Origin of the sequence: Halioglobus sp. HI00S01, assembly GCF_001635445.1 — a bacterium.
GTDB classification, from domain to species: Bacteria; Pseudomonadota; Gammaproteobacteria; order Pseudomonadales; family Halieaceae; genus Halioglobus; species Halioglobus japonicus.
Map to the genome: position 1 here is coordinate 1 of NZ_LWEE01000010.1, position 23,357 is coordinate 23,357.

Sequence of the window (23,357 nt, forward strand, 5' to 3'; positions counted from 1 at the left end):
GGAGGGGTGGGGCGGGCCTTGATGAAGCGAGCGGAGGTTCACGCCCGCAAAATGAAAGCCTGTCGTATCGATCTGGAAACCGCCAGTGACAATATCATCGGTCAGGCTCTATACGAAGACCTGGGCTACGAGCGCGAGACCCACTTCTACAAGTACTCGCTGGAGCTCTAGATTTACCCCAGTAGTTCTTCCTGTGCTTTTAGCAGAGCCTTGCGCAGCGCGCTCACCAGGTCGTCCACTTGCTCGCGGGTCAGAATGAGCGGGGGCGACATGATGCAGACGTTAATCAGTGGGCGCACCAGTAATCCGAACTCACGACAGTGGCTGTCGATCAGGTCGCCCAGGTGGTAATCCTGCTCTAGAAGGGCTTCTCCCTCGGCGTCGCTTCCCAGGCTCATTTCTACTGCGGCCATCATGCCCATGCCCCGCACGTCGGCGACCAGAGGTAGGTCCATCAGGGTGCGCAGCTGGGCCTGGAAATACGGTCCCACATCGCGAACATGTTCCAGCAGCTGTTCCCGTTCAATGATATCCCAGCTCTCGAGTGCTGCGGCGCAGGATACCGGGTTGGCCGACCAGGTGAAGCCGTTGCTATAGCAGTTGCCCTCGGCGTTGTCGCCACTGATTTCTGCCATGAAGGCGTCGGATACGGCATAGCCGCCGAGTGGCAGGTAGCCAGAGGTCACACCCTTGGCAAAGGTGATGATGTCGGGCACCACGTCGAATAGGGTTTCGGATGCAAACCAGTGCCCCAGTCTGCCGAATGCGGTGACTACTTCATCGGCAATATAGGTGATTCCGTGGCGCTTCACGACTTCCCAGCAGCGCCGGTTGTACCCTGTGGGTGGTACCAGTACGCCCCCTGATCCCAGTATCGGCTCGGCGATAAAGCACATGATGTTCTCAGGGCCCAGCTCGGCAATCTTGGTTTCCAGTTCAGCAATCAGGAAATCACAGAATGCTTCCTCGGAGGCAAAATCCTGTTCCTGATAAAAGGCGCAGGGTGCGGTGAGAAAGTGCACCAGGTCGACGGCAGTGTCCATGGCGGTCTTGTCCCGCTCTTTGCCGGTGACGGATGCGGATAGATAGGTACTGCCGTGGTAACCCTTGTCGCGACACAGGATGTGTTTGCGCTGCGGCTCGCCGCGAATGTTTCGCGCCAGTTGGCATAGGCGCAGGGCGGAATCCACGGCGGTAGAGCCGCCGGTGGTAAAGAACACTCGATTGAGATCGCCGGGGGTTTTCTCGGCGATGCGTTGGGCGAGTTCGGCCTCGAGGGGATTGATGGTTGAAAACGCGGTGCTGTAGCCGAGTTCGACAATCTGGGTGGCTACTCTATCCGCTATCTCTTGCCGGCCGTAGCCAGTCTGCATGCACCACATGCCGCCCGGGCCGTCGATCATGCGCTGGCCATTGTCGTCATAAATATAGACGCCTTCGCCGCGGACGATCACCGGGGTGCTGTCGTCTTCGCCCAGATTGGGCAGGTCCGCCCACGGGTGGAGCAGGTGCTGGTTAAATGTATCGCGTACAGACATGGTTGTTACGCCGCCTTGGAAAGGTTTTTGAGATACCACTCGACGAAGTGCTGAAGTGTTTCTTCGTACTCCGGGTGGTAGGGGCCGGGCTCGAAAAAGCGTGAATTGGCGCCTTCGGAGTTGCGGTTGATGATGTATTCATCTTCCATTGTGGTGTGATGCCACAGCCACGTGACTTTGTCTCGCTCGTAGTCTGTTCCTTCTACTGCGTCTCCGCGCACGAACCAGACTACTTCCATGTCTGTTGAGGTCAGGCTGCGAGGAATGAAGCGGTATAAGACGCAGTGATCCGGGTAGTTCAGCATGAATGTGAGGGGCCCCAGCTGGAAGTCACCTGCGCCGCCGTCGTAGCCCTGGATGTTACCCATCAGGGGTGCTACAGGTTGACCGTCCTCGCTACCCGTCAAGTAGCCGTCGAACAGGCCATAGCGGGATGTGTAAGCACAGCAGCCGAAGCCTTTGGCGTCATTAAAGATGGCATAGTGTTCTTTGCCCATGCCCGTTATGCCGGTGACTTCTTCGGTGCGGTCAAGCATGGCCTGCACCACGTCTTCGACCTTGCAGTACAGATCTTTCAGAGTGTGCATGCGCGCGTAGGCGCGATGCGATGTGGCGCAGTGGTAGCACTCCAGATAGTTCTCCAGAACAAACTTCCAGTTGGCGTCAACCTTGTAGGTCTGTTTGTGGGCGATCTTGGCATTCTCAAGATCATAGGCCCCCAGCGGCGCCTGAAGAGGCTCTAATGCGGGCAGGAAGTCTTCGGCCTCTGGGTCGCAATTGATGAAGATCATGCCCATGTGCACCTGAACCCGGGCCTGCTTTAGTCCGTAGTTGGAGGTGTCGAAGCCCTCCAGCATTTCCATATCGCGGGCGGCTTTGAGTGAGCCGTCGGTGCGGTAAACCCAGCCATGGTATGGGCAGACAAACGTCTTGCGTTTGCCGCTGGCCTCCTCGCAGACGCGAGCGCCGCGGTGGCGGCAGACGTTCATCAGGCAGCGCACCTGGCCATCGTCGTCGCGCACGATAATGAGTGAATCCTCGCCGATCTCGAACAGCAGATAGTCGCCGGAGTCCGGGATCTCGGAAATGTGCCCCGCGTAAAGCCAGCTGCGGAAGATCAGTTGATCGAGTTCGCGCTGGTACACCAGGTGTGAGCGGTAAAAGTAGGGGTCCATGGCCCGCCCGTGGTTGGCGATGGATTCCTCGAGCTTCTGCGCCATTTTGGTTGCGGAGTCATCGACGTCGGTGGCGATGAATTTCATTGCGGCTTACCCTGAATTAAATGTCCGTTCAGGATACTAAATGGTCATTTAAATTGAAAGCATTGCTACAGCGCGCGCAGATACCACTCGTAGTCCTGTGTGGGGATTGTCGTGTGATACATCGCTTCCTCTGCGCGCCGCATACTGCTGTAGCCACGGCAGAATTGTTGCCCAAGGTAGGCGGGCATGATTGAGGATTGGCTGAATTTTTCAATTGCGGCGAACCAGCGGGTAGGGATGTGTACTTCCCTGGCGCAGTAGTCGCTGAGTTGTTCCACCATGGGGCCTGGGTCGGTCTGCGTTTCCATACCGTGCAGCATGCCTGCCAGTACGGCAGCAACGACGAGGTAGGGGTTAGCATCCGCACCGGCGACCCGGTGCTCGAAGCGCCGGTTCTCCGGTCCTGACACTGGGATGCGCACAGCGACTTCACGGTGATTGTAGCCCCAGCGTGGCTCCAGTGGCACATAAGCCCCTTCGACAAAGCGCCGGTAGGAGTTCGCATTGGGGGCAAATAGCAGGGTGTTCTCTGCCATGGTGGCTAGAACGCCGCCCATTGCGTGGCGCATCGTGTCAGATATGCCAGGTTCGGTGCTGCCTGCACCGGCGAACAGATTGTTGCCATCTTTGTCGTACAGGCTGGCATGCAGGTGCATGCCACTGCCAGGGTGTTCGGCGAAGGGCTTGGCCATAAACGTAGCTGCCAGGCCGTGGCGGTGAGCGACACCTTTGACCAGCCGACGCAGTAGCAGCGTGTCGTCACAGACTTTCATAATATCTGAGCCGTGACGGGTGTTGACCTCCCACTGGCCCGGTGAAAATTCAGAGTGCAGTGTTGTCAGGGCGATCCCCTGAAGCTCGCAGGCCGTGCGCAGGTCGTCGAGAAAGCCATCCAATTGCCATAGGTCATTGGCTTCTACGTATTGTGTGCCGTGCTGTTCGAGGCCAGTGCCAGGTATGCGGCCGAGTAGGGGGCGTGGCCTGTTGTCATCGCCGGGGGCTATCAGGTAGAACTCCAGCTCGGTGGCGACAACGGGCGACAGTCCATGCTCGCTGAACTTGTTGACGACACGCTGCAGTGCCTGCCTTGATTCTATCCAGCAGGGTGATCCATCGAGCTCGACGTGTGAGGTCAGTACCTGACCCGTGGGAGAGTCCAGCCAGTTGATCCTCGCCAGCGAGCCGGCGATAGGGCTGAGGCGGACGTCGCGTTCGCCTTCCATGTCGTCGGCGTCGATATCCACGCTGTACTCACCCATAGGGGTGATGACGGGTAGGGTAATCGGGCTTTTCTGGTTGCCCTTGAACAGGCCTTCCATTTCATCGCGATGCAGCCGCTTGCAGCGTAGAATACCGTTCAGGTCCGGCATCATGACCTCAAACATTTTCAGGTCGGGGTTTGCCGCAGTAAATGCCTGCCATTCTACAAGGGTGGCCTGTGTCATGGTTCGTCCTAAAAGAGTGCGGGCGGCGTAAGGCGCCGGCGCGCTGGGTTGAAGGGCACTTTGTCCACTACCCGGCAGGGCGCCAGCTCACGGGACCAATGCAGCTCACGCTGAAAATAGATCTCCGCAGTATAGCGCTCACCGACCTGGCCAAACGGGTCTTCCAGTTGGGCGAAGGCGATGTTGGTCTTTGCGGTGGGGCACCAGGCAGCGGAGGTTACGGTGCCGATCACACGTTTGCCGTGAAAAATAAATGAGTTGTGAGCAGGTTTGTTGCCCTCGACATCGAGTACTGCGAAACGATAGCGAGAACCCGCTTGTTGTTCCTCTAGTAGTGCTCTGCGGCCGTTGAATACGGGTTTGTTGAAATCCACCAACCAACCCAGACCGAGTTCGAAGGGGGATCGTGAGCGGCCTGCACGTACTGCATTCAGAGCAGGCACGAAGTCCACGCCCGCCTGAATAAATCCTGCTTCAATTCGCGCCAGGTCCAGCGCGTCGGCACCAATGGGCTTGATCAGGTTGTAGTCGGTCGATTTGAACAGCGCGTCCCATAGCGGCTCTGCGCCCGAGGGCTCAATCCACAGTTCATAGCCGAGGTCACCTGTAAAGCCGGTTCTACTGACCATCAGGGGCAGTCCGGCAAAATCAAATGACATCATGCCAAACGGTTTTAGCTGGTCGAGCCCAGTCAGTCCCATGTTGAGCAGGTTGGCGCAGGATGTCGGGCCCTGAACCGCGAGGGCTGCGACCTGGGCGGTCTCATCTTCAATGCTGACGTCAAAGCCCAGTGCGGAGCAGAGCAGCCAGTCCAGCCCGCGGGCCCATGCGCATAGTCGGAAGTCGTTCTCGTCCAGCCGAAATATCGTGCCGTCGTCCAGTNCCTGCCCCTGTTCATCACACCAGACTGTGTAGCCGACACGGCCCACCTTGATCTTGCTTACATCGCGTGTGACCAGCCGATTGAGATATGCCTCAGCATCCGGGCCGCTAATCCGGTACTTGTTCATGGGGGACAGGTCGAACACCCCAGTCGTGCTGCGAATCGCGAAGTACTCGAGCTCTACGTCGCTGTAGGCGTTGGGGGTGGTATATCCCTTCCAATCTCCCCAGCAGTTGATTTCACAAGCGGCAGCAACCCGGCTGTGGAACGGTGTGTGCAACATCATGGTGTCGTCGCTGCTCATCATTTCTCTCCCTGCCTGAGGACCTGCCGCGCGGCGTTGCGCCCGGCCAGGCCCATGAGTCCGCCGCCGGGGTGAGTGCCCGCTCCACAGAGGAACAAGCCGTCCACCTGGGTGGCATTCTGGCTTGCTCCGGGGAAGGGTCTGTTCATCAGTATTTGGTCCAGGCTCATCTCGCCGTGATGCCAGTGACCGCCAGCCATGCCGAAGCGCTGTTCCAGATCCTGCGGTGTGAGCAGTTCTGCGGCGGTGACCAGATCGCGGATGCCGGGGGCATAACGTTCCAGTAGTGCCAGCAAGCGATCGATAAAGGGCTGTCGATGTTGGCCCCAGCCGCCGTCGGGCGAATAGGGCGCGAATTGCACGATCGCTGAGAGCACATGCTGGCCAGTTGGTGCCAGCGCGGGATCATTGTGCGTGGGAATGCTTATGTCCATAACGGGTTCGGCGGAATATTCGTCGTACTTGATAGCGTTAAAGGCGCGCTCGACATAATCGAGGTTGGGGGCGATAACCAGTCGTTGACCCAGCTGCTCGCCAGTGAGGCCAGTGAAGTTGGGTTCAGCGCTCAGGGCAAGATGCAGCTTGGCGGTGCCACTGCCATGGCGAATCTGGGTTACACGTCTCGCGGTGCCCGCCTCGATACGCGGGTAGCCCACCAGGTCGCGGAAGGTGGTAACAGGGTCGATATTGGATATGACCGTCGATGCGCGGACACTCTCGCCGGAGTCGAGGCGCACACCTACCGCTTTGTCGGCTTCCATGTCGATGGAGTCGACCCGGGAGGCAAGGCGAATGTCTGCGCCGGCGGCGCGGGCACTGTTGGCCATGGCCACGCCCAGCTCACCCATGCCGCCCTCAATCTGGGCGACACCCGTGAAACCAAACTCGGCTGAAAGTTGACGATATAGGTACGCGAAAACACTGCCAGGAGTACGCGGGCCGCTGCGTGAACCGAGAACGGCATCCATGCTAAGGAGAGCTTGCAGTGCTTCGCTTGAGAAAGTTTCCTGCATCAGATCATACATATTCATGAGCACGATGCGCATGAACTCGCTCATATCTTCTTTGCCGAGTAGCTTGAGGCCAAGGCCCAGCTTGAGCAGCGAGAGGCGATCTATCAGGTTGGCCTCAGTGAGTCGGGGAGAGCGTTCAGCAAACAGCTTGGCAAGCAGGCGTAGGTAGCGTTTGTTGCGGGTGTTAAGCACCTCGAGTGCGGCCTGGTCATCGGCGCTCGCGCCGCTGAGCTGGTTCCCCGACAGCACCAGATGCGAACCGCTCTCTGAAAGCGAGATGCTCGCCAGGTCGCGAGCGGCCCATTTCAGGCCATGGGCCTCCAGGGCCATCTCTTTGGCTACAGTGGGATGCAGTTGGTACAACCACTGTGCACAATCCGATACGGTAAAGCCAGGTGCGAACTCTCGGGTAGAGGCGCAGCCTCCCGGTTGATCGGAGGCCTCCAGTACCAGTACTTTGCGGCCTGCTTTCGACAGGTGGGTCGCGCACACCAGGCCATTGTGCCCTGCACCAATAACAATGGCGTCATAGTGATCAGTCATCGGAATACCCCGCTGGCACAATGTTGGGTCGTCGCAGGTCGCGCAGGATTTCCCGCGCTGCGTTGGCACCTGGAGCTGCCATCACGCCACCTCCCGGGTGCGTGGCAGAGCCGCACATGTAAAGACCGCCCAGCGGGCCTCGGTATTGTCCGTAGCCGGGGAAGGGGCGATTGAACAGTAGCTGGTCAAAGGTCAGTTCTCCCTGGAATATGTTGCCTTCGGTGAGGCCGACCTCAGCCTCGATTTCTTTCGGGGTGCGAGTCTCGCAATGCAGGATGAGGTCCTTGAAGTCGGGGCTGTACTGTGCGATCTGGTCAATGACGGATTTTTCAAAGCCGGCCTTGTCTTCCGCGGTCCATTCCCTGCCTTTAATCAGCGGCGGGGCGTACTGCACAAACACACTCATCATGTGCTTGCCTGGCGGTGCCATGGTCGGATCGGTCTGGGTGGGAATTAGCATGTCCAGATAAGGATCTTGAGACCAGGTGCCATCCTTCCAGTCGTCGTAGGCGCGCTCCAGTCGCTGCAGATTGTCTGTGAAGTGCATATCACCCAGCATCAGTACGCTGTCTTTTTCGATACCTTGGAACGTGGGAAGGCCATCGAGGGCGATATTCAGTTTTCCCGACGAGCCGCGAATCTTGAAGTTCTCAGCCTTATTGACGACGTCAACCGGGAGGTCGCCGGGGCGCATGATATCCAGGTAGGTGCGCTTGGGGTCCAGAGATGACACGATAACATCTGCATCGTATTCGTCGCCATTGCGCAGGGCGACGCCTACTGCTCTGCCGCCGCGTACTTTGACGTGACCGACATCTGCATCGCAAATGATCTCTCCGCCGAATGATTTGAAGGCGCTTGCCAGAGCACCGGATACGGCGCCCATGCCGCCGCGGGCAAAGCCCCAGGAGCCCACATTGCCATCCACATCGCCCATATAATGATGCAACAAGACATAGGCGGTGCCCGGCGAGAATACGCCAAGCGCTGTGCCGATGACGCCGGATCCTGCGTAATGCGCGCGTATCACGTCAGATTCGAAGTATTCGCTAAGGTAGTCTCCGACACTCTTGGTCCAGAAGCTGACAGTGTCGGCCAGGCCTTCTTCACCCATTTCCAAAAATGCGCCGGCGAACTCGGCCAGGTCGCGCAGGTCGCGCAGCTTGAGCGATGTTGGATCGGGCGGCCGTTTGAGCAGAAATGGCCGGATCAGACGGGTCTGCTTCTGGGTGTCGGCGGAATAACGCTCGTAGGCATTGGCATCGCGTATCGAGTGGCGCGACATTTCCCGGTAGCGGCGATTACGGTCATAGTAGTTACCGTAGTGGTCGCCATTCTGCATGAATGTAATGCCACCTCCGTAGGGCACAACCTGCAGCCCGTGGCGCGGTAGCTCCAGGTCGCGCACCAACTCGGGGCGCAGGAGGCTGCAGACATAGGAACAGTTGGAGTACTTCCAGCCTTCGTGCAGTTCACGGCTTACCGTTGCGCCGCCGATGTAGGGGTTGCGTTCCAGTACAGCCACCTTGAGACCGGATTTGGCAAGGTAGGCAGCATTGGCCAGGCCGTTGTGACCTGCGCCGATGATAATAGCGTCAAATTTACTCACACCGCTCTCCAGCTTTTGCGGTAACCAGGGATGAGCCGAGCATGCCATGACGCCCGGGGCATGTCCATGCATGAATGAATGATCATTCATTTGAGATTTTTGTTGATCCTGTCACTGCTATCATCTAGTGTTGACGGTAGTAGTTCTGCACAGAATAACCAGCCTAGACAATTACGGAGCGAGCGGCTTGGGAAGTGGCGAGGACAATACAGCGGGGCGGCGGCGCGCCCAACCACGCGAAGTCAGGCGTGATCAGCTGATCAAGGCGACCATGAAGTGCATCGCCGAGAACGGCCTGTCCGGTGTTACCATGGCAAAGGTAACAAAAACCGCCGGTCTCAGCCTTGGCATTGCCAACCTACATTTCGAGAGCAAGGAAAAATTGCTCCTCGCCACGCTGGACTCTGTTACCCGAGAATACAACGACGGGCAGAGCGGGATTCTGACTGACCCCGGCTATGCCACGATTCCCGACCGGATTGACGCTTTATTGGCGTTCGATTTCGGCACCCAAACTACGGATAAATCCAAGCTGGCCGTCTGGTATGCCTTCCTCGGCGAGGCCAAGTCGCGCCCTACCTATCTGGCCAGTTGTTCGCGCCAGGACATCAAGGCCGAGCGTCTGTTGACGAGTCTGTTTGAACAAGCTCTGGTCGACGGCGGATATCGCAATGTTGATCCGAATCTGCTCGCCGCAGGCTACATCAGCCTGGTGGACGGACTGTGGCTGAACGTTCTGCTGGCGCCGCGCCGGCTCAGTCGCAAAAAGGCCATGGCGGCCGCCCGTCAGTACCTGGCCAATGCCCTTCCTGGCCACGTCAATCCGGGGGAGAAAGCATGAATGCCGCTTTAACTGCCAGCGACAACGCCGACAAGTTCAAGGCAGTTCACGGTCAGCTGTTGGCGGTGATCGAGCGCGACCCGAGTGTCGCTAAACCCTACTCGGATCTGGGCGAGTTACTGTTGCAGTCGGGCAGGGTGGTAGAGGCATTATCAGTCTTGGAGAAAGCGACAGATCTGGAGCCCGGGTTTGCTGCCGCCCACTACCATACGGCACGAGCTCTGACCACGCTGGGGGCGCACAGTGACGCGGTGTTTGCCTATAGACGGTGCCTTGACGTGGCGCCAGAGCACGCCGCGGCCTGGTTGGGCCTGGGGCATGCCTGCAATGTTCTCCGGCAGCGCCAGGACAGCATTGCCGCCTACCACCGCTGTCTTCAACTCGATCCCGGGCATAGCGATGCCTATTACAGTCTCTCCCGGCTGGGTTCATACCGGTTCAGTGACAGCGAGATTGACGAGATGGGTCGGCAGTTGCAAGACGATGAGCTGCCAGAAGCTTCCCGTGTGAAGTTACTCTTTTCCCTTGGGCGTGAATTTGAGGCTCGAGGACGCTACCGCCGTGCCTGGCGCTTCTACCGGCAGGGCAATGCCGCCCAGCGCAAGCGGGTCAATTACGATCCGGTGAAAACCGAAGCTGTTGCGGGCAGCTTGGTGAATTTTTTCGGTGGTGATTACTTTAGTTCAATCGCTACAGGCGCTTGCCCGGACCGGGCGCCTGTTTTTTTGGTGGGAATGCGCCGCTCTGGTGCTTCGCTTGTTGAAAAGATCATCGCCGCCCACAGTCATGTTGAGAGTACCGGTGAATTGCCCCACCTTGCCGAGATTGCCGAGGGTTTGGCTGAGGCCGCTGACACAAATAAACCCTTCCCACATGGTCTAGCGGACCTGGATGCTCGGCAGCGCTACGACCTGGGTGAACGCTACGTGCAGATGGCCAGGCCTTATCGCCGCGAGATAACACCCTATTTTATTGATCGAGCGCCTGGAAATTTTAAGCTGATCGGTTTGATTCACAGCATTCTTCCTAACGCGAAAATTATTGATGTCAGGCGTCACCCATTAGATGCCTGCGTGCGCAACTTGACCGAGCTATTCCCCCGGGGACAGGCTTTCAGCTATGATCAGGTCGAAATGGGCGAGTACTACCTGCAGTATTCGCGTGTTATGGATCACTGGGATGAGGTGCTTCCAGGTAAGGTCCTGCGGGTCGATTTCGAAAATCTGGCCCAGGATCTCGAGGCGGAGGTTGTCAGGATTCTGGCGTACCTGGACTTGCCCTGGGAAGACAGTTGTATGAACTTTCATGAGAGTAGCCTGCTAATGCGAGCGGCTCGGAATGAAGGGGCAGATACCGGTAGCGCTGTGGGAGTCGGTAATTGGCGCCGCTATAGAAGAGGATTGATAGCGTTGACAGAAGTTCTCGCACCGGTACTGGGCGGGGCAGCAAAAACCACATAAACCCTATGCGCTGCTCGCAGTGCTGCAACATTTAAAATGGCTTGGTCCACAGCAGGTAAGGAATATGAATAAGAACGTAGACGGTTACCTCGACGAGACATCTGCGGCGGCACTGCCTCCGCGCAAAACAATGGCGTTGCTGGTGTCGGCGGCACTGGGCACGACCGCCGCTTCCCAGGCGCATGCGCAGGCGGTGCTCGAAGAGATTATCGTTACCGCGACCAAGCGAAAATCGAACATTCAGGACTTGCCCCAGTCGATCTCAGCCTTCTCGACGGATGACATTCAGCGTCAGGGCTTTCTCGGCATGGACGACTACGCGGGCAAGATTCCCAGCCTGTCAGTTTCCACTCGGGATCCTGGCGCAACCACCGTGGTGTTTCGTGGCGTAGCTGCCTCGGGTATCCAATTCGGAACTACGCCATCCTCAGGTGTCTACCTGGACGAGCAGCCGATCACCGCCGCTGGTACGAACCCGGATCCACGCCTTGTAGATATTGAACGTGTTGAAGCGCTGAGTGGTCCCCAGGGCACGCTGTTTGGCGATGCCTCTCAATCCGGCACGTTGCGGATCATCACCAACAAACCAGACCCTACTGAATTCAGCGGCTGGATAGAAGGGTCATTGGGAGCGGTCGAGAATAGCGATGATCTGGACACAGACCTATCGGCGATGGTTAACATCCCGCTGCTTGAAGACAAGCTGGCGATTCGTCTGGTGGGCTTTACCGCCGAGGAAGCGGGCTATGTCGACAACGTGCTGGGCACCAATCAGCCCGACCAGTGGGAAGAAAACCGTATTGCTGCGGGTCTTCCGGTGCGCGATCGTTTTGACAATGCCGATAAGATAGAGGATGACATCAACTCCTCAAGTATCAGCGGCGGACGCGTAGGCCTGCGCTGGTTCGTAAATGAGGACTGGACCGTCGATTTGGCGGGTATTGTTCAGCAACTCGATGTGGATGGCTTTGGCGACACCAATCTGGCCGTTGGAGACCGCGAGCAGGTCCGTTTCGAAGACGAATCGATGACAGACGATTGGTATCAGGTGAGCCTGACGCTGGAGGGCAATCTGGGCTGGGCGGATACCGTGTTGACCACGAGTTATTTCAGTCGCGATTTCACCTATGAGGCGGACGCTACTGATTACCTCCACGATTTTGACCAGAAATATGATCCTGCCTATGCGGCTCCGGGTTACTATCCTGCAACGATTTACGACTTTACCGGTGCGCCGCGCGCCAATGCATTTGAAGAATTCGAAGACGAGCGTTGGTCGGTCGAGGGACGTCTGACAACCCCGGCAGATTCCGACAGTCGCTGGAGCGGTCTGGTTGGCTTTTTCTACGGCAAGACGGAGCGGGAGGAACTCTTTACCGCAGACATTCAGGGCTTTAGTGACACCGATTACTATGCCAACCAGGGTTATACTTACCTTAGCTACCTGGCGAATTCACCTTACTACAATCCCAACTACGATACCTTCCACAATACCGACAGCGATAACTTCTTCTTCGGTACTTACGATCTGGAAGTGGAGCAGGTGGCGCTATTCGGCGAAGTGACCTGGCAGGCAACTGACAAGCTCAGTCTGACCGCTGGTGCCCGCTGGTTTGAATACGACGAGGATTTCTCCCTGCTGCAGGGCGCTTTGCTGGAGGGTGACGAACCTGATCTGGAACGCGATTTCTTCAGTACCGCCGAGTCCACATCCATCAAGGATGATGACTGGGTGCCAAAGTTTAATGTCACTTACAACTTCACCGACGATATCCTGGCTTACGGTACATACTCAGAAGGTTTCCGTCGCGGCGGTGGTAACGCCATTCGTGCCAGCTCCATCCTGCCCAGGAGCTATGGTCCAGACCTGCTGAAAAACCATGAATTAGGCTTTAAGAGTACGCTGCTGGACGGCTCGCTGCGCTTTAATGCAGTCGCTTATCACATGGTCTGGGAGGACATGCAGATTCAGGTAAATGACCCTACGGTATTTTCCCTGGGTATTGTGAATTTCTCTGAAGCAGAGGTGAATGGCTTCGAGGCAGACGTCACCTGGGCGGCCACTCAGAACCTGGAGCTGTCTGCGAATATAGGCCTGATCAGTGCCGAGATCTCCGAGGACAACAACATCACCACGGACGATGGAACCTTGATCGTTTCTGTGGACGACGGCACCCAGTTGCCGATTACCCCGGAGGAGCAGGGCAGTGCTTCGGTCCAGTACACTTTTGATAACGAACTTTGGGGAGGCGAGCCCTACATTCGCCTGGACTGGGTTTACGTGGGCGAGTCCGTTAACTCCCTGGCGGGTACGGAGTCCATTGTATTCACTCAGGGCACCACAATTCAGCCTTCCTATGACATAGGCAACCTTCGCGCAGGTATAGATGCCGAGCGCTGGAGTGGCACGGTGTTTGTCTCCAACCTGACTGACGAAAACGCCAAACAGTTCTACAACAATCGTTGGGGCAGTCAGCAGCGCGTTTCTATCAGCAAGCCGCGCACCATTGGCATGACGCTGCGCTGGAAGTTCTAACCACCGAAGTACTGATTTATGCAACAACGGCGTGTACCGCGCAGCGTATTCGAAAACATTCTCAGTGAAATCAAGGAGGGCCGAACCGAACAAGGTTTGGCCCTCTGCGAGGCTGCGCTGGATGACTATCCCGAAGACATTAATCTGCTCGGCTTGTTAGGCATGGCCCAGGGTGACCTGAGACAGTTTGACAAGGCAGAGAACACGTTGCGGCATGTCATGGAGCTCGCTCCTGGATTTGCCAAACCCTACGAGGACCTGGGTACCCTCCTGTTGAAACAGCAACGGACTGAGGAAGCCGTCCCCTTATTGAAGAAGGCCGTCAGGCTCGACCCAAAGCTGGAAGCCGCGCACTTTAATCTGGGTAAGGCGCTTGCAGCGGTCGGGGAGGGGCAGCAAGCAGACGCGGCCTTTGAACGCAGCTTCGAGTTGTCACCACTAAGGGGCATGATGGCCCGCGCCGCGGAACACCATAAGGCCGGCCGTATTCGTGAGGCTGAGCAACTCTGTCGTCAGGTACTGCAAAAACAGCCACGGCATGTAGACGCGTTGCGCATGTTGGGCCTGATCGCCGCCGCGGCAGGTGATTTCGACGAGGCAGAACATCTGCTTAGCCAGGCCCTGGCAGGCGCGCCGGATCATGTCCCAGTGTTATTTGAGTTGGGGCGGGTGCTCAAGGAGTTGGAGCGCTATGAAGACGCGATCGAGATATTTCGCGAAATAACCCGACTGCAACCTGACAATCCCAAAGGTCACTATCGCCTTGGGGGCGTGCTTGGGCCCGCCGCGCAGACCGAGGAATCCGCCGCTGCATACCGCCGCTGCCTCGACCTGTCCAGCAATCATACCGGCGCATGGCTGGGGCTGGGGCATATGCTCAAAACCCTGGGCCACCAAGACGAGGGGGTGCGTGCCTACCAGCGTTGCCTGGAACTCGAGCCAGATTTTGGCGAGGCCTACTACAGTCTGGCCAACCTCAAGACCTACCGCTTCAGTGATGACCAGATCGACGACATGGAGCAACGTGTCGACAGCGATGAGCTGCGCGACAGTTCCCGGGTAAACTTTATGTTTGCGCTGGGCAAGGCGTTTGAGGATCGGGAAGATTACGACAAGGCATGGCATTACTATGAGGGCGGCAATCAGACCCAGCGTATGCTGGTCAGTTACGACCCGGTGCACACAGAGTCGATTAACGACGAGTTGGTGGCTTTTTTCAATGCTGACTTCTTTCAGCAATTGGGTGAGGTGGGTGAGCAGGACCCCGCACCGATTTTTGTTTTGGGGATGCCGCGCTCCGGCTCCACCCTGGTTGAGCAGATTATTGCGAGTCACAGTGCCGTAGAGGGCACCAGCGAGCTGCCCTACATCGGCAGGCTGACCAAATCCCTTAATCGCAACCGGGCAGACGGTATGCGCTACCCAGGGCTGCTGGCGGAGCTGGAACCACGTCATTTTCAGCGTCTGGGTCGCGATTATCTGCAAATGGCGCAAATGCACCGCACCGAGGGGACGCCTCACTTCATCGATAAGATGCCTAACAACTTCCCCTGTGTCGGCTTTATTCACGCGATTCTGCCAAATGCGCGCATTATCGATGCTCGGCGCAATCCGTTGGATGCCTGTGTTGGCAACCTTCGTCAGCTCTACGCTAGGGGCCAGACATTCAGTTACGATCAGTCGGATATTGGCGAATACTACCTGCAGTACCAGCGTATGATGGATCACTGGGATGAGGTGCTACCGGGCAAGGTATTGCATGTGCAGTACGAGGATACTGTGGCCGACCTCGATACCCAGGTCAGACGGATTCTGGATTTCCTCGAGCTGCCCTTTGAGCAGGGCTGTGTCGATTTCCATCAGACCGATCGCGCAGTGCGCACTGCCAGTTCAGAACAGGTACGCCAGCCAATTTACAGTTCCGGTATAGGCTATTGGCGCCGCTATGAAGGGCACCTGGATGAGTTGAAGGATGTGCTTGAGCCGATCCTGGATCAATACCAGATCGGCTGACATGGCCGTTGATCAATAGGGCCAGACTTCCAGCCCGTGAATCGCATTGCGGATATCGTAACTCAGGGTGACCAGGCTGCGAGTTTTGACCGTTTCGAGGTCATGGATGGCAATCGTCGACGGTGAACATCCAGCGGCTATCAACCCTTCACCCAGATCACAGAGGCCGCGACCAAAACCTGCGCGGGCAATACGGGAATCATCCAGCGTCGTGTGGGTTAGTCGCGCAGGGTCAATAGCCGGTACGTCGAAGGAAAGTTCGCGATCCGGGTACACCAACCGTACCTTGTCTGATTCGGTATCGTTGAAGAGCACACCGTCGCCGTAGGGTTGGGCGTTATGCACACCCTGGGGCAGGCGCACACTGCGCGTCACGGTGCGACCGTTAAAGCGAATAACCCCGGCGGTTTTTAGCCCGGAAATGTGCATTCCCTGCGCATTGCAGTGGACGTTGTTAATATGCAGCTGATTAGTTTTACCTGGCCCATTGTCCCCCTCTGGATCAAACGGCGCGCCCTGGAAGCTGCTACCCACTCGGACCAGGTGTAGTCCGAAGCAAAAGCGGTTTTCATCCAGGTCAAAGCCGAGAATGGCGTCGTGGCCCGTGGAGGTGAGGTACAGGCGCCGTTGATACACGGCAATTTCATGGCAGTGCATCAAGTAGGGATTGCGATAAGAGGCCAGCAACTGGAAGTCGGGGCTGTAGACAAACAACTCATTGCTCGCCGCAATGAATACTCGCTCACCGTCGAAGGCGATGCCGCGAAGCCCCCGGTCCCAGCCGCGCCCCTGCCAGTCGATGTCCGGTGCATTCCAATCGATCACCATATTTACCGACTGTTGTTCGAAATCGACAAGATAGACGCCACCGTGGCTCTCCCCCTGGTGGCTTCCCCGAACAACGGAGGTTGCAATGAGAGTCGTCACCTACTGGCGGCCTCGTCGGCGAGGCCGCTTGCGCCGATGTGTTGGGGAGGCACGTAGTCAAAGATGAAATTAATCCGGCCTTCCTGGCCCTTGTTCATCACGCTGTGTTGCATCTGGTTATTGATCTCGTAGACCTTGCCGATCTCCATGCGGTAGGGACGGCCATCAATAGTGAACCTCACGCGGGGGTTGCTAACGATGGGAATATGTATCCGGTGCCCATAGTGGAAGGAAGGGTGCTTGTCGCGATGTGGTTTAATAATCCCGCCGGGCGCCAGCCTGGCGGCCATGGCGCGGATGATGGTGCCACCTGGAGGGTAGTGGTCTTCAATCAGCTTTTGCATAAGCGGCAATGCCGTATCGGCCAGCAGCTCCCAGCCGCGTTCCCGGGTGACCTCAATCTCCGGCCAGCCAGCCCCATCGGTAAAAATCAGTACCACTGATTCCGTCTGCCGATGCACATCGTACTCCTGCTGTCGATAGGTATTGTCTTTCCAGACGGGCTCATCCAGGCCCAGAATCGCCTCTCTGAGTGGCGCAATATCGTACTCGCCAAGCTCCTTCAATGGGACTTCTATATCCATAGTTGTTACTGCGTTTTTATATGTTTGTATATTCGCACAGTCGCGTGATTTTTGCGAAACTTCCCAGTGTTTCTACTAAATGAATGATCATTCAGTTGCTAATGCCGATTCTCCTTTATTTTCCTGTCGGCATTGGCTATAAATTCACGCAAGAGTGAACGTTAGGGGCAAGCCGTTGAAGCTGGCCGGAGTTTCCCGCATGTCGAATATGAGCACGTTTCAAGAGGGCTATTCAGGGCTGACCGAGGGGCGGGAATCGCTGCCCTCTACCTGGTACCGGGATGCAGATCACTACCAGCGCGAGTTGCGCGCTATCTGGTATCGGCAGTGGATGTATGTAGATCGTGTCGACAGCCTGCCCGACCCTGGCAATTATCGCATTGTCCAGATCGGTGACCAGAGCATTATTGTGCTCCGAGGTAACGACGGGGTGTTCCGCGCTTTCCACAACACCTGTCGGCACCGCGGCGCTGAGTTGCTATCTGAGCCATATGGCAATCTGCCGGGCAATATAGCCTGCCCGTACCACGGCTGGAGCTATGATCACTGCGGCGACCTGCTGCGGGCGCCGAGTAATTTCCGACAAACTGATTTTGAGGAAGAGGCGCTCGGCTTATATCCCGTCGCGATAGAGGTATGGCGCGGTTTTCTCTTTATCAATCTGCGTCCCGACGCCCAGCCGCTGACAGAGGGTATGGATTGTGGCGGCCAGGCGCTGGCCAACTGGCCCCTGGAGGGCGTGGTGGTTGGCCACGAATACCGCGAAGAGATCGCCTGTAACTGGAAGTTATTCTGGGAAAACTTCAGCGAATGTCTGCATTGCCCTGGCATTCATCCCGAGTTGAGTGATCTGGTACCGTTGTATAAGCGGCGCATGATGGAGGTACAGGACGATCCGCTATGGCAGCAACACCAGGCAGAAGGGAATCCCCGGTATCGCCCCGGGCTTCGAGAGGGCAGCGCCACATGGTCCGCGGACGGACAACCCTGCGATACCCCGTTTAGTGGCCTTTCTCCTGAGGATTTGGCGCGTGGCCATACTTACGAGGTGTCATGGCCGACTGCATTTATGGTGGGGCATGTAGATTACGTGCGCATCGTCTGGCTAAGGCCGCTGTCGCCCGTCAAAACCGAGCTGTGCGCCCAGTGGTTGTTCCGGCCGGAGACCCTCGAGATTCCACACTTCAATCCCGCTGAATTCGCGCATTATGCAGAAATGGTACTGGGTCAGGACGCCCGCGCGGCGGAGATGAATCAGCGCGGACTTAGTTCTATCGCGCACCAGACGGGCCGGTTAATGGCCGAGGAATACGAGGTACACGCCTTCCAGGAATGGGTGCGCGCGCAATTAGCGCAAGCTGAAGAGTCGCTATAGCGGATTGCTAGCGGCCTGGTCGGCGGGCCAGCAGGCAGAGCTGCTGCACTGCAATCGTCGCGCCAGCCAGGGCAGTGATCTCACTGACATCGTAAGCCGGGGCAACTTCCACCATATCCATGCCCACGAGGTTAATGCCTTCTAGACCGCGCAGTATTTGCAGTGCCTGGTGAGAGGAGAGACCGCCGACCACGGGTGTTCCGGTGCCGGGAGCGAAGCTGGGGTCCAGGCAATCGATGTCAAAGGTCAGGTAACAGGGTTGGTTGCCTACAATTTCCCGTACCTGATTTGCGATGGACTTGCAGCCCTGCTCATGTACCTCGGCCGCGCCGAAAATATTAAAGCCGTGGGTGCTGGCATTATGGGTGCGAATACCAATTTGCGCTGACTTTTCAGGAATGATCAAGCCTCCTCTTGCCGCGTGGTAGAACATGCTACCGTGATCAATTCGCTCTTCTTTTTCTTCCCAGGTGTCTGAGTGGGCATCGAAGTGAATCAATGCCATGGGGCCGTGCTTGTCGTAGTGCGCCTTGAGCAGGGGGTAGCTAATGAAGTGGTCGCCGCCAAAGGTGAGCAGGGCAACGTCCTGCTCGAGAATGCCTGCGGCATAACGATAGATTTCTTCCGGTACCTTGTGCGGCTCGCCCGGGTCGAAGGGGCAGTCGCCGTAGTCAACGACAGCCAGTTCGTCGAAGGGGTTGAAATCCCAGCCGACCACCGACTCCTCCCACGCCAGGTTCGCGGAAATAGCGCGCACGGCACGAGGGCCCAGGCGTGCCCCTGATCGGTTTGAGGTGGCCAGATCATAGGGTACACCCATTACCGCCACATCGACACCCGCCAGGTCGCGGGTGTAGCGCCGTCGCATAAAGCTGGTAATGCCTGCGTAGGTCGCTTCGTCTCCCGCGCCGTAATGGGAATCTCGGGTAATTGCTTGGTCGTTCATTGCAGCTCCCTTGATCTGCTTGATAGAGGGTTCAGGCAATGGAGCTTCACACAGTTACTTTCTTAAAGCAAAGCCTGTTGTGTGTATTGCTGGGAGGGCTGCGTTGATGGCAACGTCAGAACAATGAGTGGTGCTGCCCGCCGTCGATGACGATGTTCTGCCCAACGATAAAGCGCGATAGTGGGCTGCACAACAGAGCAGCCATCGGTGCCATGTCATCCGCGTCAGCCATGAATCCGGCGGGAATTTTATTGTGCTCGATAAAGTGATTCGTGATCACTTCATCTTTATGCTCCAGGCCAAAGGCATCGGCATAAATGGGCATGAGCTCGTTCGCACCTTCCGTGGCGAACATGCCGGGCAGTATGTTGTTGATGTTCACGCCGTACTGCGCGACCTCTCTTGATACGCTGGCGGTATAGTTGATCAGCGCAGAGCGTGCCGGGCCGGACATCAAGCGCCAGATCATCGGATTCTTGGCGGAAAAGGTGGCGATATTCACAATGCGGCCAAAGCCGCGATCCTTCATCCCTGGTATGTAGTTGCGCATGATTTCAATCGGGCCGATCAGCGCTGTTTCGACCGACTCGCGCCACATCCCCGGCGTGACCTTGAGGAAGTCGCCATTGGGCGCGGGCGGTTTGATGGTGATGGCGAGAATATCCGGATCGGGACAGGCCTCGAACAGGGCTTGCCTGCCTTCTTCCTTGGAGGAATCGGCGACAATCGGAGTGACCTTGGTGCCGTATTTCTGTGCAATCTCTTCGGCTGCTTTGCGCAGGCGTTCTTCACGGCGGGCAGTGATCACAAGTTCAGCGCCGGCTTCAGCAAGGCGCTCTGCAGTGGCGCGGCCCATACCGGCACTGCCGCCGGCCATTATGGCTTTTTTGCCCTTGATGAGTAAATCCATGCGTCGTCTCCTGCGTTAGTTCTTGTTATTTCCTATGTCCGTGTTCGCATGGTAGCGCACGGTGATGGGAAGCCCCCTTAGCGCTCCCTAAATACCGTAGACTGCTCTTTTTTAGATGCCAGGGTCAGAGTTAACCTGCTCTCGCCATTGCTCAGGCGCCCAGGCAATGATGGCATCAGCATCTGCCTGGAGTAAGAAGCCGGACTCAACCGCCGCATTGGTAGCTTCAGTAACAGCAGCGACATAGCCTGCCTCGTCGATGTACAGGCTTGCCATCTGGGCGGCGTCAAACAGGGATGTTGTGCCAAATAGGAAGCAGAATCTGTCACCGGGGTTCTCGTTGCCCAAGAGAATTGCGGAGGGGGCATCAACGTAAGGCGTGCGAATCCCGCCGAGCACATTACCCAACGCATCGTAGCGATAGTCAGATTCATCGTCGTTCAACGTAAGTCGTGGCGATGTCGGCGGTAGTATGCCATCCGATATCCACTCGTTCAGAGCGTGCACCGCCGTGTTGAAAACGTAGTGATGGGGGCCGTTGTTGATCGGTAGCCCACAAGTAATGAATCCGAGTACAGTGTTTTCTTCGCGGACTGAGGCAAACTCCGGTGCCCCGATATCGTCGTTGCGGCCGGTGACAAAAGTATACAGGTCGCCGTGCGCGGTGCCGGTGACTTCCCAGGTTCTGATGAGGTCTGTATCGGGTTGGCGTGCGCGTGCGTGGCCGAGGAGTAGTACATCGGTCTCGGTTTTGAACTGCAGCACGGGTACGTTGACGTCGGTACGAATAAGGGCCACGTCTGGTGTTGGTATGGAGGTGAGCGGCTCCTGCGCCAACGGAGCGCCACTGTCGCCCCGCGAGTGCACCATGAATCCATCGAAGATCTGATACAGAGGATGTATGGCGTTAATATAGGTAGTCAGTCTGCCCGCCGATTGCGACTCGCCGTAGGCGATGAGGTTCTCTGCTACCAGGCCTTCTAATGGGTCGATGCCCTGAGGGGAGCGGATCGCCTGGGCTACCTGCTGATAGATATCGAACGAAAAACTATCACCCGGATGCAATAGCGACCCATAGCGCTCCGGATTAGCCGCCTTCAGGTGAAGTGGCAGTAGCGAGCTCTCACTGCCTTCAATGCCGATGAATTGAGCAGAAACGCCCACCCAGGCGGAACCGCCGCGGCGCATTTCCAGGTGCCCCGTGCCCCAGCTGGGAGGGGTTTCGAATCCGGCTGTTACGTTAAGCCATTCGATTAACACGTTGCCGTCAAAGTTGGCGGGGTCAATCGGTCGATAAACGACAATGCGCACGCGGTACTCCGCCGTCTCGGCGGGCTCCGCTGACCAGAAGCCGTCCTCACCTAACTCACTGGTGTTCCTGAAGGCGCTCGCGGAGCCTTCCAGGAAAAACTCAGATTGCTGGTAACCTACCTCATTCAGATCGATATTGAGTGCCAGCAGGTTGATGTTGCCGACATCCGGAGGCAGCGATACTACCGGGTCGGAAACCGGTAGCAGGGTGTCGCCGCCAGCATCGCGGTCTCTACTGTTGTCTGAGCAGGCGGCCAGAGTGATGGCGAGAGCAGCTGAGCATAGCAGTGTGGAAAGGCGCAGTGTGTTTACGAACATGGAGGAGCCTCTAGTCTGACCTCATTGGTCTTGATTTATTATGAGTAGCACTGACTAGCAAACATCAGTTGTTCGTTGATAGTCAAACGGTAGTTGAAACTTAGTCGAAACTTAGTCGTACAGGAGCAGTACAGTCGTGCCGAAGAGCAAGAGCAGCAACAGTTGCACAATGGCGCCGATCCTCAGCAGGTGGCTCGCCAGCGACAGGAGCGAGAATAGCGTAAAGCTCAACAGCAGCGTCAAATAGAAGAGCAGGCGCTGCGTCAGGAGCAGCAGAGGGCCGACAACGAGCAGCGCCACAAGGAGGATAGACTGCGGCACGCTATGCGCGAAGCGACTAATTAACCTGGGCTGTAGTGGCGAGGGTCGCCACCTGTGAAGTGTGTGCCGTTGTCAGTAGGCTCCACAGTGCGGCCCGGTAGGCTCTTATATGCCCCGGCAGAGTTACAAAAGCCTCACTCGTTGGGTGAGGCTTTTGTAGCTGCCCCCCCGGACGCGATTCGAACGCACGACCTGCCGCACAGGAGGCGGCTGAAACGCTAACGTAGATTAACGCAGTGAAATGTAAGGACTCACAAGTGCTTGAAATATAGGGTGTTCGGCTAGATCGTGGTTAGATAGCCAATTTCTGGCTAAACGCTGGCTAGACGCCAAAAATCGGTACTGCATTGTGGTCTTGGTGAAGAACCGCGATAAAAAATTGCTTTATATATAGATTTTTATGGCCCGCCTGGGCCGATTCGAACGGCCGACCTGCCGCTTAGGAGGCGGCTGCTCTATCCAGCTGAGCTACAGGCGGGTAGTGGAGAGGGGAGGCATTAAACCCGGTGAAGCTGCCGTTCGCAAGAGGCAGTTAGTTAATCAGCATGGCGCGAATGACTTTGCGCAGCAGAATCTTCTGGCGGCGCACGTTGTCCGATGACGTGATGTCGCCGTCGACGAGGCTTTCGAAGATTCTGGTGGAGAGGAAATAGCCGGTGACCAGGTTGAACATGGCGATGACATTTAGCGCCAGGGTTTCCTTGTCGGATTCGGCACCGCCCATGTGTTCAATGCTGGCCATGCCCTGGATAAAGAGGTTGTCGAGCCAGCCCTGTACCAGCTGGTTGCCGACTGAGTCGGCATTGCCCTGCAGGGCCTGGTGGAACAGGGCGGCCATTTGCGGGTGCTCCAGTAACAGATCGGTCATCTTTGCCGGCAGGTCGGTGTAGTCGCGCAGACCGACTGCGGCGCCGAGTCGTTCGGTCATGGCCTCGGCCATGGGATTCAGGCCCCGGAACAATACGGCTTCATACAAACCCTGCTTGCTGCCAAAGTGGTTATACAGCCCAGGCTCCTGAATACCCGCACCTGCGGCGATCTGGCGCAGGCTGGTGCCCTCATAGCCTTGCTCGGCAAACAGGCTCTCGGCCACGTCCATAATCCTTGCCGCGGTGCGCGCACCCTTGGTCAGGTTTTGGTCAGTCGGTTCAGTCATTAGAATAAATTATCATACGATCGCTAAAAAACGGCCAGCTCTCCCGAAAATTCGGCCTAAAA

Annotated in this window: 19 protein-coding genes and 1 tRNA gene; 6 read left to right on the forward strand and 14 right to left on the reverse strand. The window is 57.1% G+C overall.

Features of this window, described 5'->3' with window-relative positions:
- The first annotated feature begins 6 nt into the window (after window positions 1-6).
- On the forward strand, window positions 7-171 hold the full coding sequence (locus tag A3709_RS01985) for an N-acetyltransferase (protein WP_255359713.1): 165 nt from the start codon (window positions 7-9) through the stop codon (window positions 169-171).
- 2 nt (window positions 172-173) lie between these two features.
- Here the strand turns inward: A3709_RS01985 and A3709_RS01990 are convergent, their stop codons facing one another.
- The 6 genes from A3709_RS01990 to A3709_RS02015 form a co-directional block, all read right to left on the reverse strand.
- Window positions 174-1,538 carry an aminotransferase gene (locus A3709_RS01990; RefSeq protein ID WP_066049319.1) on the reverse strand — a complete coding sequence of 455 codons (1,365 nt, stop codon included), beginning with the start codon at window positions 1,536-1,538 and terminating at the stop codon, window positions 174-176.
- A gap of 5 nt (window positions 1,539-1,543) precedes the next feature.
- Window positions 1,544-2,800, reverse strand: coding sequence for an aromatic ring-hydroxylating dioxygenase subunit alpha (locus A3709_RS01995; RefSeq protein WP_066049322.1), 1,257 nt, complete (start codon window positions 2,798-2,800; stop codon window positions 1,544-1,546).
- 65 nt (window positions 2,801-2,865) lie between these two features.
- Window positions 2,866-4,245 (reverse strand): glutamine synthetase family protein, encoded by a 1,380-nt coding sequence (locus tag A3709_RS02000; protein ID WP_066049325.1) that lies wholly within the window; start codon window positions 4,243-4,245, stop codon window positions 2,866-2,868.
- An 8-nt stretch (window positions 4,246-4,253) separates the two neighbouring features.
- Entirely contained in the window at window positions 4,254-5,432 is a 1,179-nt protein-coding gene (locus A3709_RS02005) for an aminomethyltransferase family protein (protein WP_066049331.1), read from the reverse strand.
- Window positions 5,432-6,988: an NAD(P)/FAD-dependent oxidoreductase gene (locus A3709_RS02010; protein ID WP_066049334.1), complete on the reverse strand. Its 1,557-nt coding sequence runs from the start codon at window positions 6,986-6,988 to the stop codon at window positions 5,432-5,434. Before A3709_RS02010 ends, A3709_RS02005 begins: the two co-directional genes overlap by 1 nt.
- Window positions 6,981-8,597 carry an NAD(P)/FAD-dependent oxidoreductase gene (locus A3709_RS02015; RefSeq protein WP_082849823.1) on the reverse strand — a complete coding sequence of 539 codons (1,617 nt, stop codon included), beginning with the start codon at window positions 8,595-8,597 and terminating at the stop codon, window positions 6,981-6,983. The genes A3709_RS02010 and A3709_RS02015 overlap by 8 nt, the downstream gene beginning before the upstream one ends.
- Before the next feature lie 187 nt (window positions 8,598-8,784).
- Here A3709_RS02015 and A3709_RS02020 point away from each other — a divergent pair, with 187 nt between their 5' ends.
- The 4 genes from A3709_RS02020 to A3709_RS02035 all read left to right on the forward strand — a co-directional run bounded on the left by A3709_RS02020 (window position 8,785) and on the right by A3709_RS02035 (window position 15,447).
- Entirely contained in the window at window positions 8,785-9,438 is a 654-nt protein-coding gene (locus A3709_RS02020; protein WP_066049340.1) for a TetR/AcrR family transcriptional regulator, read from the forward strand.
- On the forward strand, window positions 9,435-10,898 hold the full coding sequence (locus A3709_RS02025; protein ID WP_066049344.1) for a sulfotransferase: 1,464 nt from the start codon (window positions 9,435-9,437) through the stop codon (window positions 10,896-10,898). The genes A3709_RS02020 and A3709_RS02025 overlap by 4 nt, the downstream gene beginning before the upstream one ends.
- 64 nt (window positions 10,899-10,962) lie before the next feature.
- Window positions 10,963-13,434: a TonB-dependent receptor gene (locus A3709_RS02030; RefSeq protein ID WP_066049347.1), complete on the forward strand. Its 2,472-nt coding sequence runs from the start codon at window positions 10,963-10,965 to the stop codon at window positions 13,432-13,434.
- 18 nt (window positions 13,435-13,452) lie between these two features.
- Window positions 13,453-15,447 carry a tetratricopeptide repeat-containing sulfotransferase family protein gene (locus A3709_RS02035; RefSeq protein ID WP_066049350.1) on the forward strand — a complete coding sequence of 665 codons (1,995 nt, stop codon included), beginning with the start codon at window positions 13,453-13,455 and terminating at the stop codon, window positions 15,445-15,447.
- A gap of 12 nt (window positions 15,448-15,459) precedes the next feature.
- Here the strand turns inward: A3709_RS02035 and A3709_RS02040 are convergent, their stop codons facing one another.
- Window positions 15,460-16,374, reverse strand: a complete 915-nt coding sequence (locus A3709_RS02040) for a hypothetical protein (RefSeq protein ID WP_066049353.1) — start codon at window positions 16,372-16,374, stop codon at window positions 15,460-15,462.
- Window positions 16,371-16,958 (reverse strand): aspartyl/asparaginyl beta-hydroxylase domain-containing protein, encoded by a 588-nt coding sequence (locus tag A3709_RS02045; protein WP_066049356.1) that lies wholly within the window; start codon window positions 16,956-16,958, stop codon window positions 16,371-16,373. The genes A3709_RS02040 and A3709_RS02045 overlap by 4 nt, the downstream gene beginning before the upstream one ends.
- Before the next feature lie 199 nt (window positions 16,959-17,157).
- Here A3709_RS02045 and A3709_RS02050 point away from each other — a divergent pair, with 199 nt between their 5' ends.
- Window positions 17,158-18,333, forward strand: coding sequence for an aromatic ring-hydroxylating dioxygenase subunit alpha (locus tag A3709_RS02050; protein ID WP_066049359.1), 1,176 nt, complete (start codon window positions 17,158-17,160; stop codon window positions 18,331-18,333).
- Window positions 18,334-18,340: 7 nt separating this feature from the next.
- On the opposite strand, the gene speB is transcribed toward A3709_RS02050, so the two are convergent.
- The 6 genes from speB to A3709_RS02080 all read right to left on the reverse strand — a co-directional run bounded on the left by speB (window position 18,341) and on the right by A3709_RS02080 (window position 23,295).
- On the reverse strand, window positions 18,341-19,279 hold the full coding sequence (gene speB / locus A3709_RS02055; RefSeq protein WP_066049363.1) for an agmatinase: 939 nt from the start codon (window positions 19,277-19,279) through the stop codon (window positions 18,341-18,343).
- Window positions 19,280-19,394: 115 nt separating this feature from the next.
- Window positions 19,395-20,189, reverse strand: a complete 795-nt coding sequence (locus tag A3709_RS02060) for an SDR family oxidoreductase (RefSeq protein WP_066049367.1) — start codon at window positions 20,187-20,189, stop codon at window positions 19,395-19,397.
- 111 nt (window positions 20,190-20,300) lie between these two features.
- Complete coding sequence (locus A3709_RS02065; RefSeq protein WP_066049370.1) at window positions 20,301-21,818, reverse strand: alpha/beta hydrolase domain-containing protein; 1,518 nt, start codon at window positions 21,816-21,818, stop codon at window positions 20,301-20,303.
- Between the two features lie 111 nt (window positions 21,819-21,929).
- The gene (locus A3709_RS02070; RefSeq protein ID WP_066049374.1) at window positions 21,930-22,139 is read right to left on the reverse strand and encodes a hypothetical protein; all 210 of its coding nucleotides are present in this window, start codon (window positions 22,137-22,139) and stop codon (window positions 21,930-21,932) included.
- Between the two features lie 401 nt (window positions 22,140-22,540).
- Window positions 22,541-22,617, reverse strand: a tRNA-Arg gene (locus tag A3709_RS02075).
- A 54-nt stretch (window positions 22,618-22,671) separates the two neighbouring features.
- Window positions 22,672-23,295 (reverse strand): TetR/AcrR family transcriptional regulator, encoded by a 624-nt coding sequence (locus A3709_RS02080; RefSeq protein ID WP_066049378.1) that lies wholly within the window; start codon window positions 23,293-23,295, stop codon window positions 22,672-22,674.
- Window positions 23,296-23,357 lie beyond the last annotated feature (62 nt).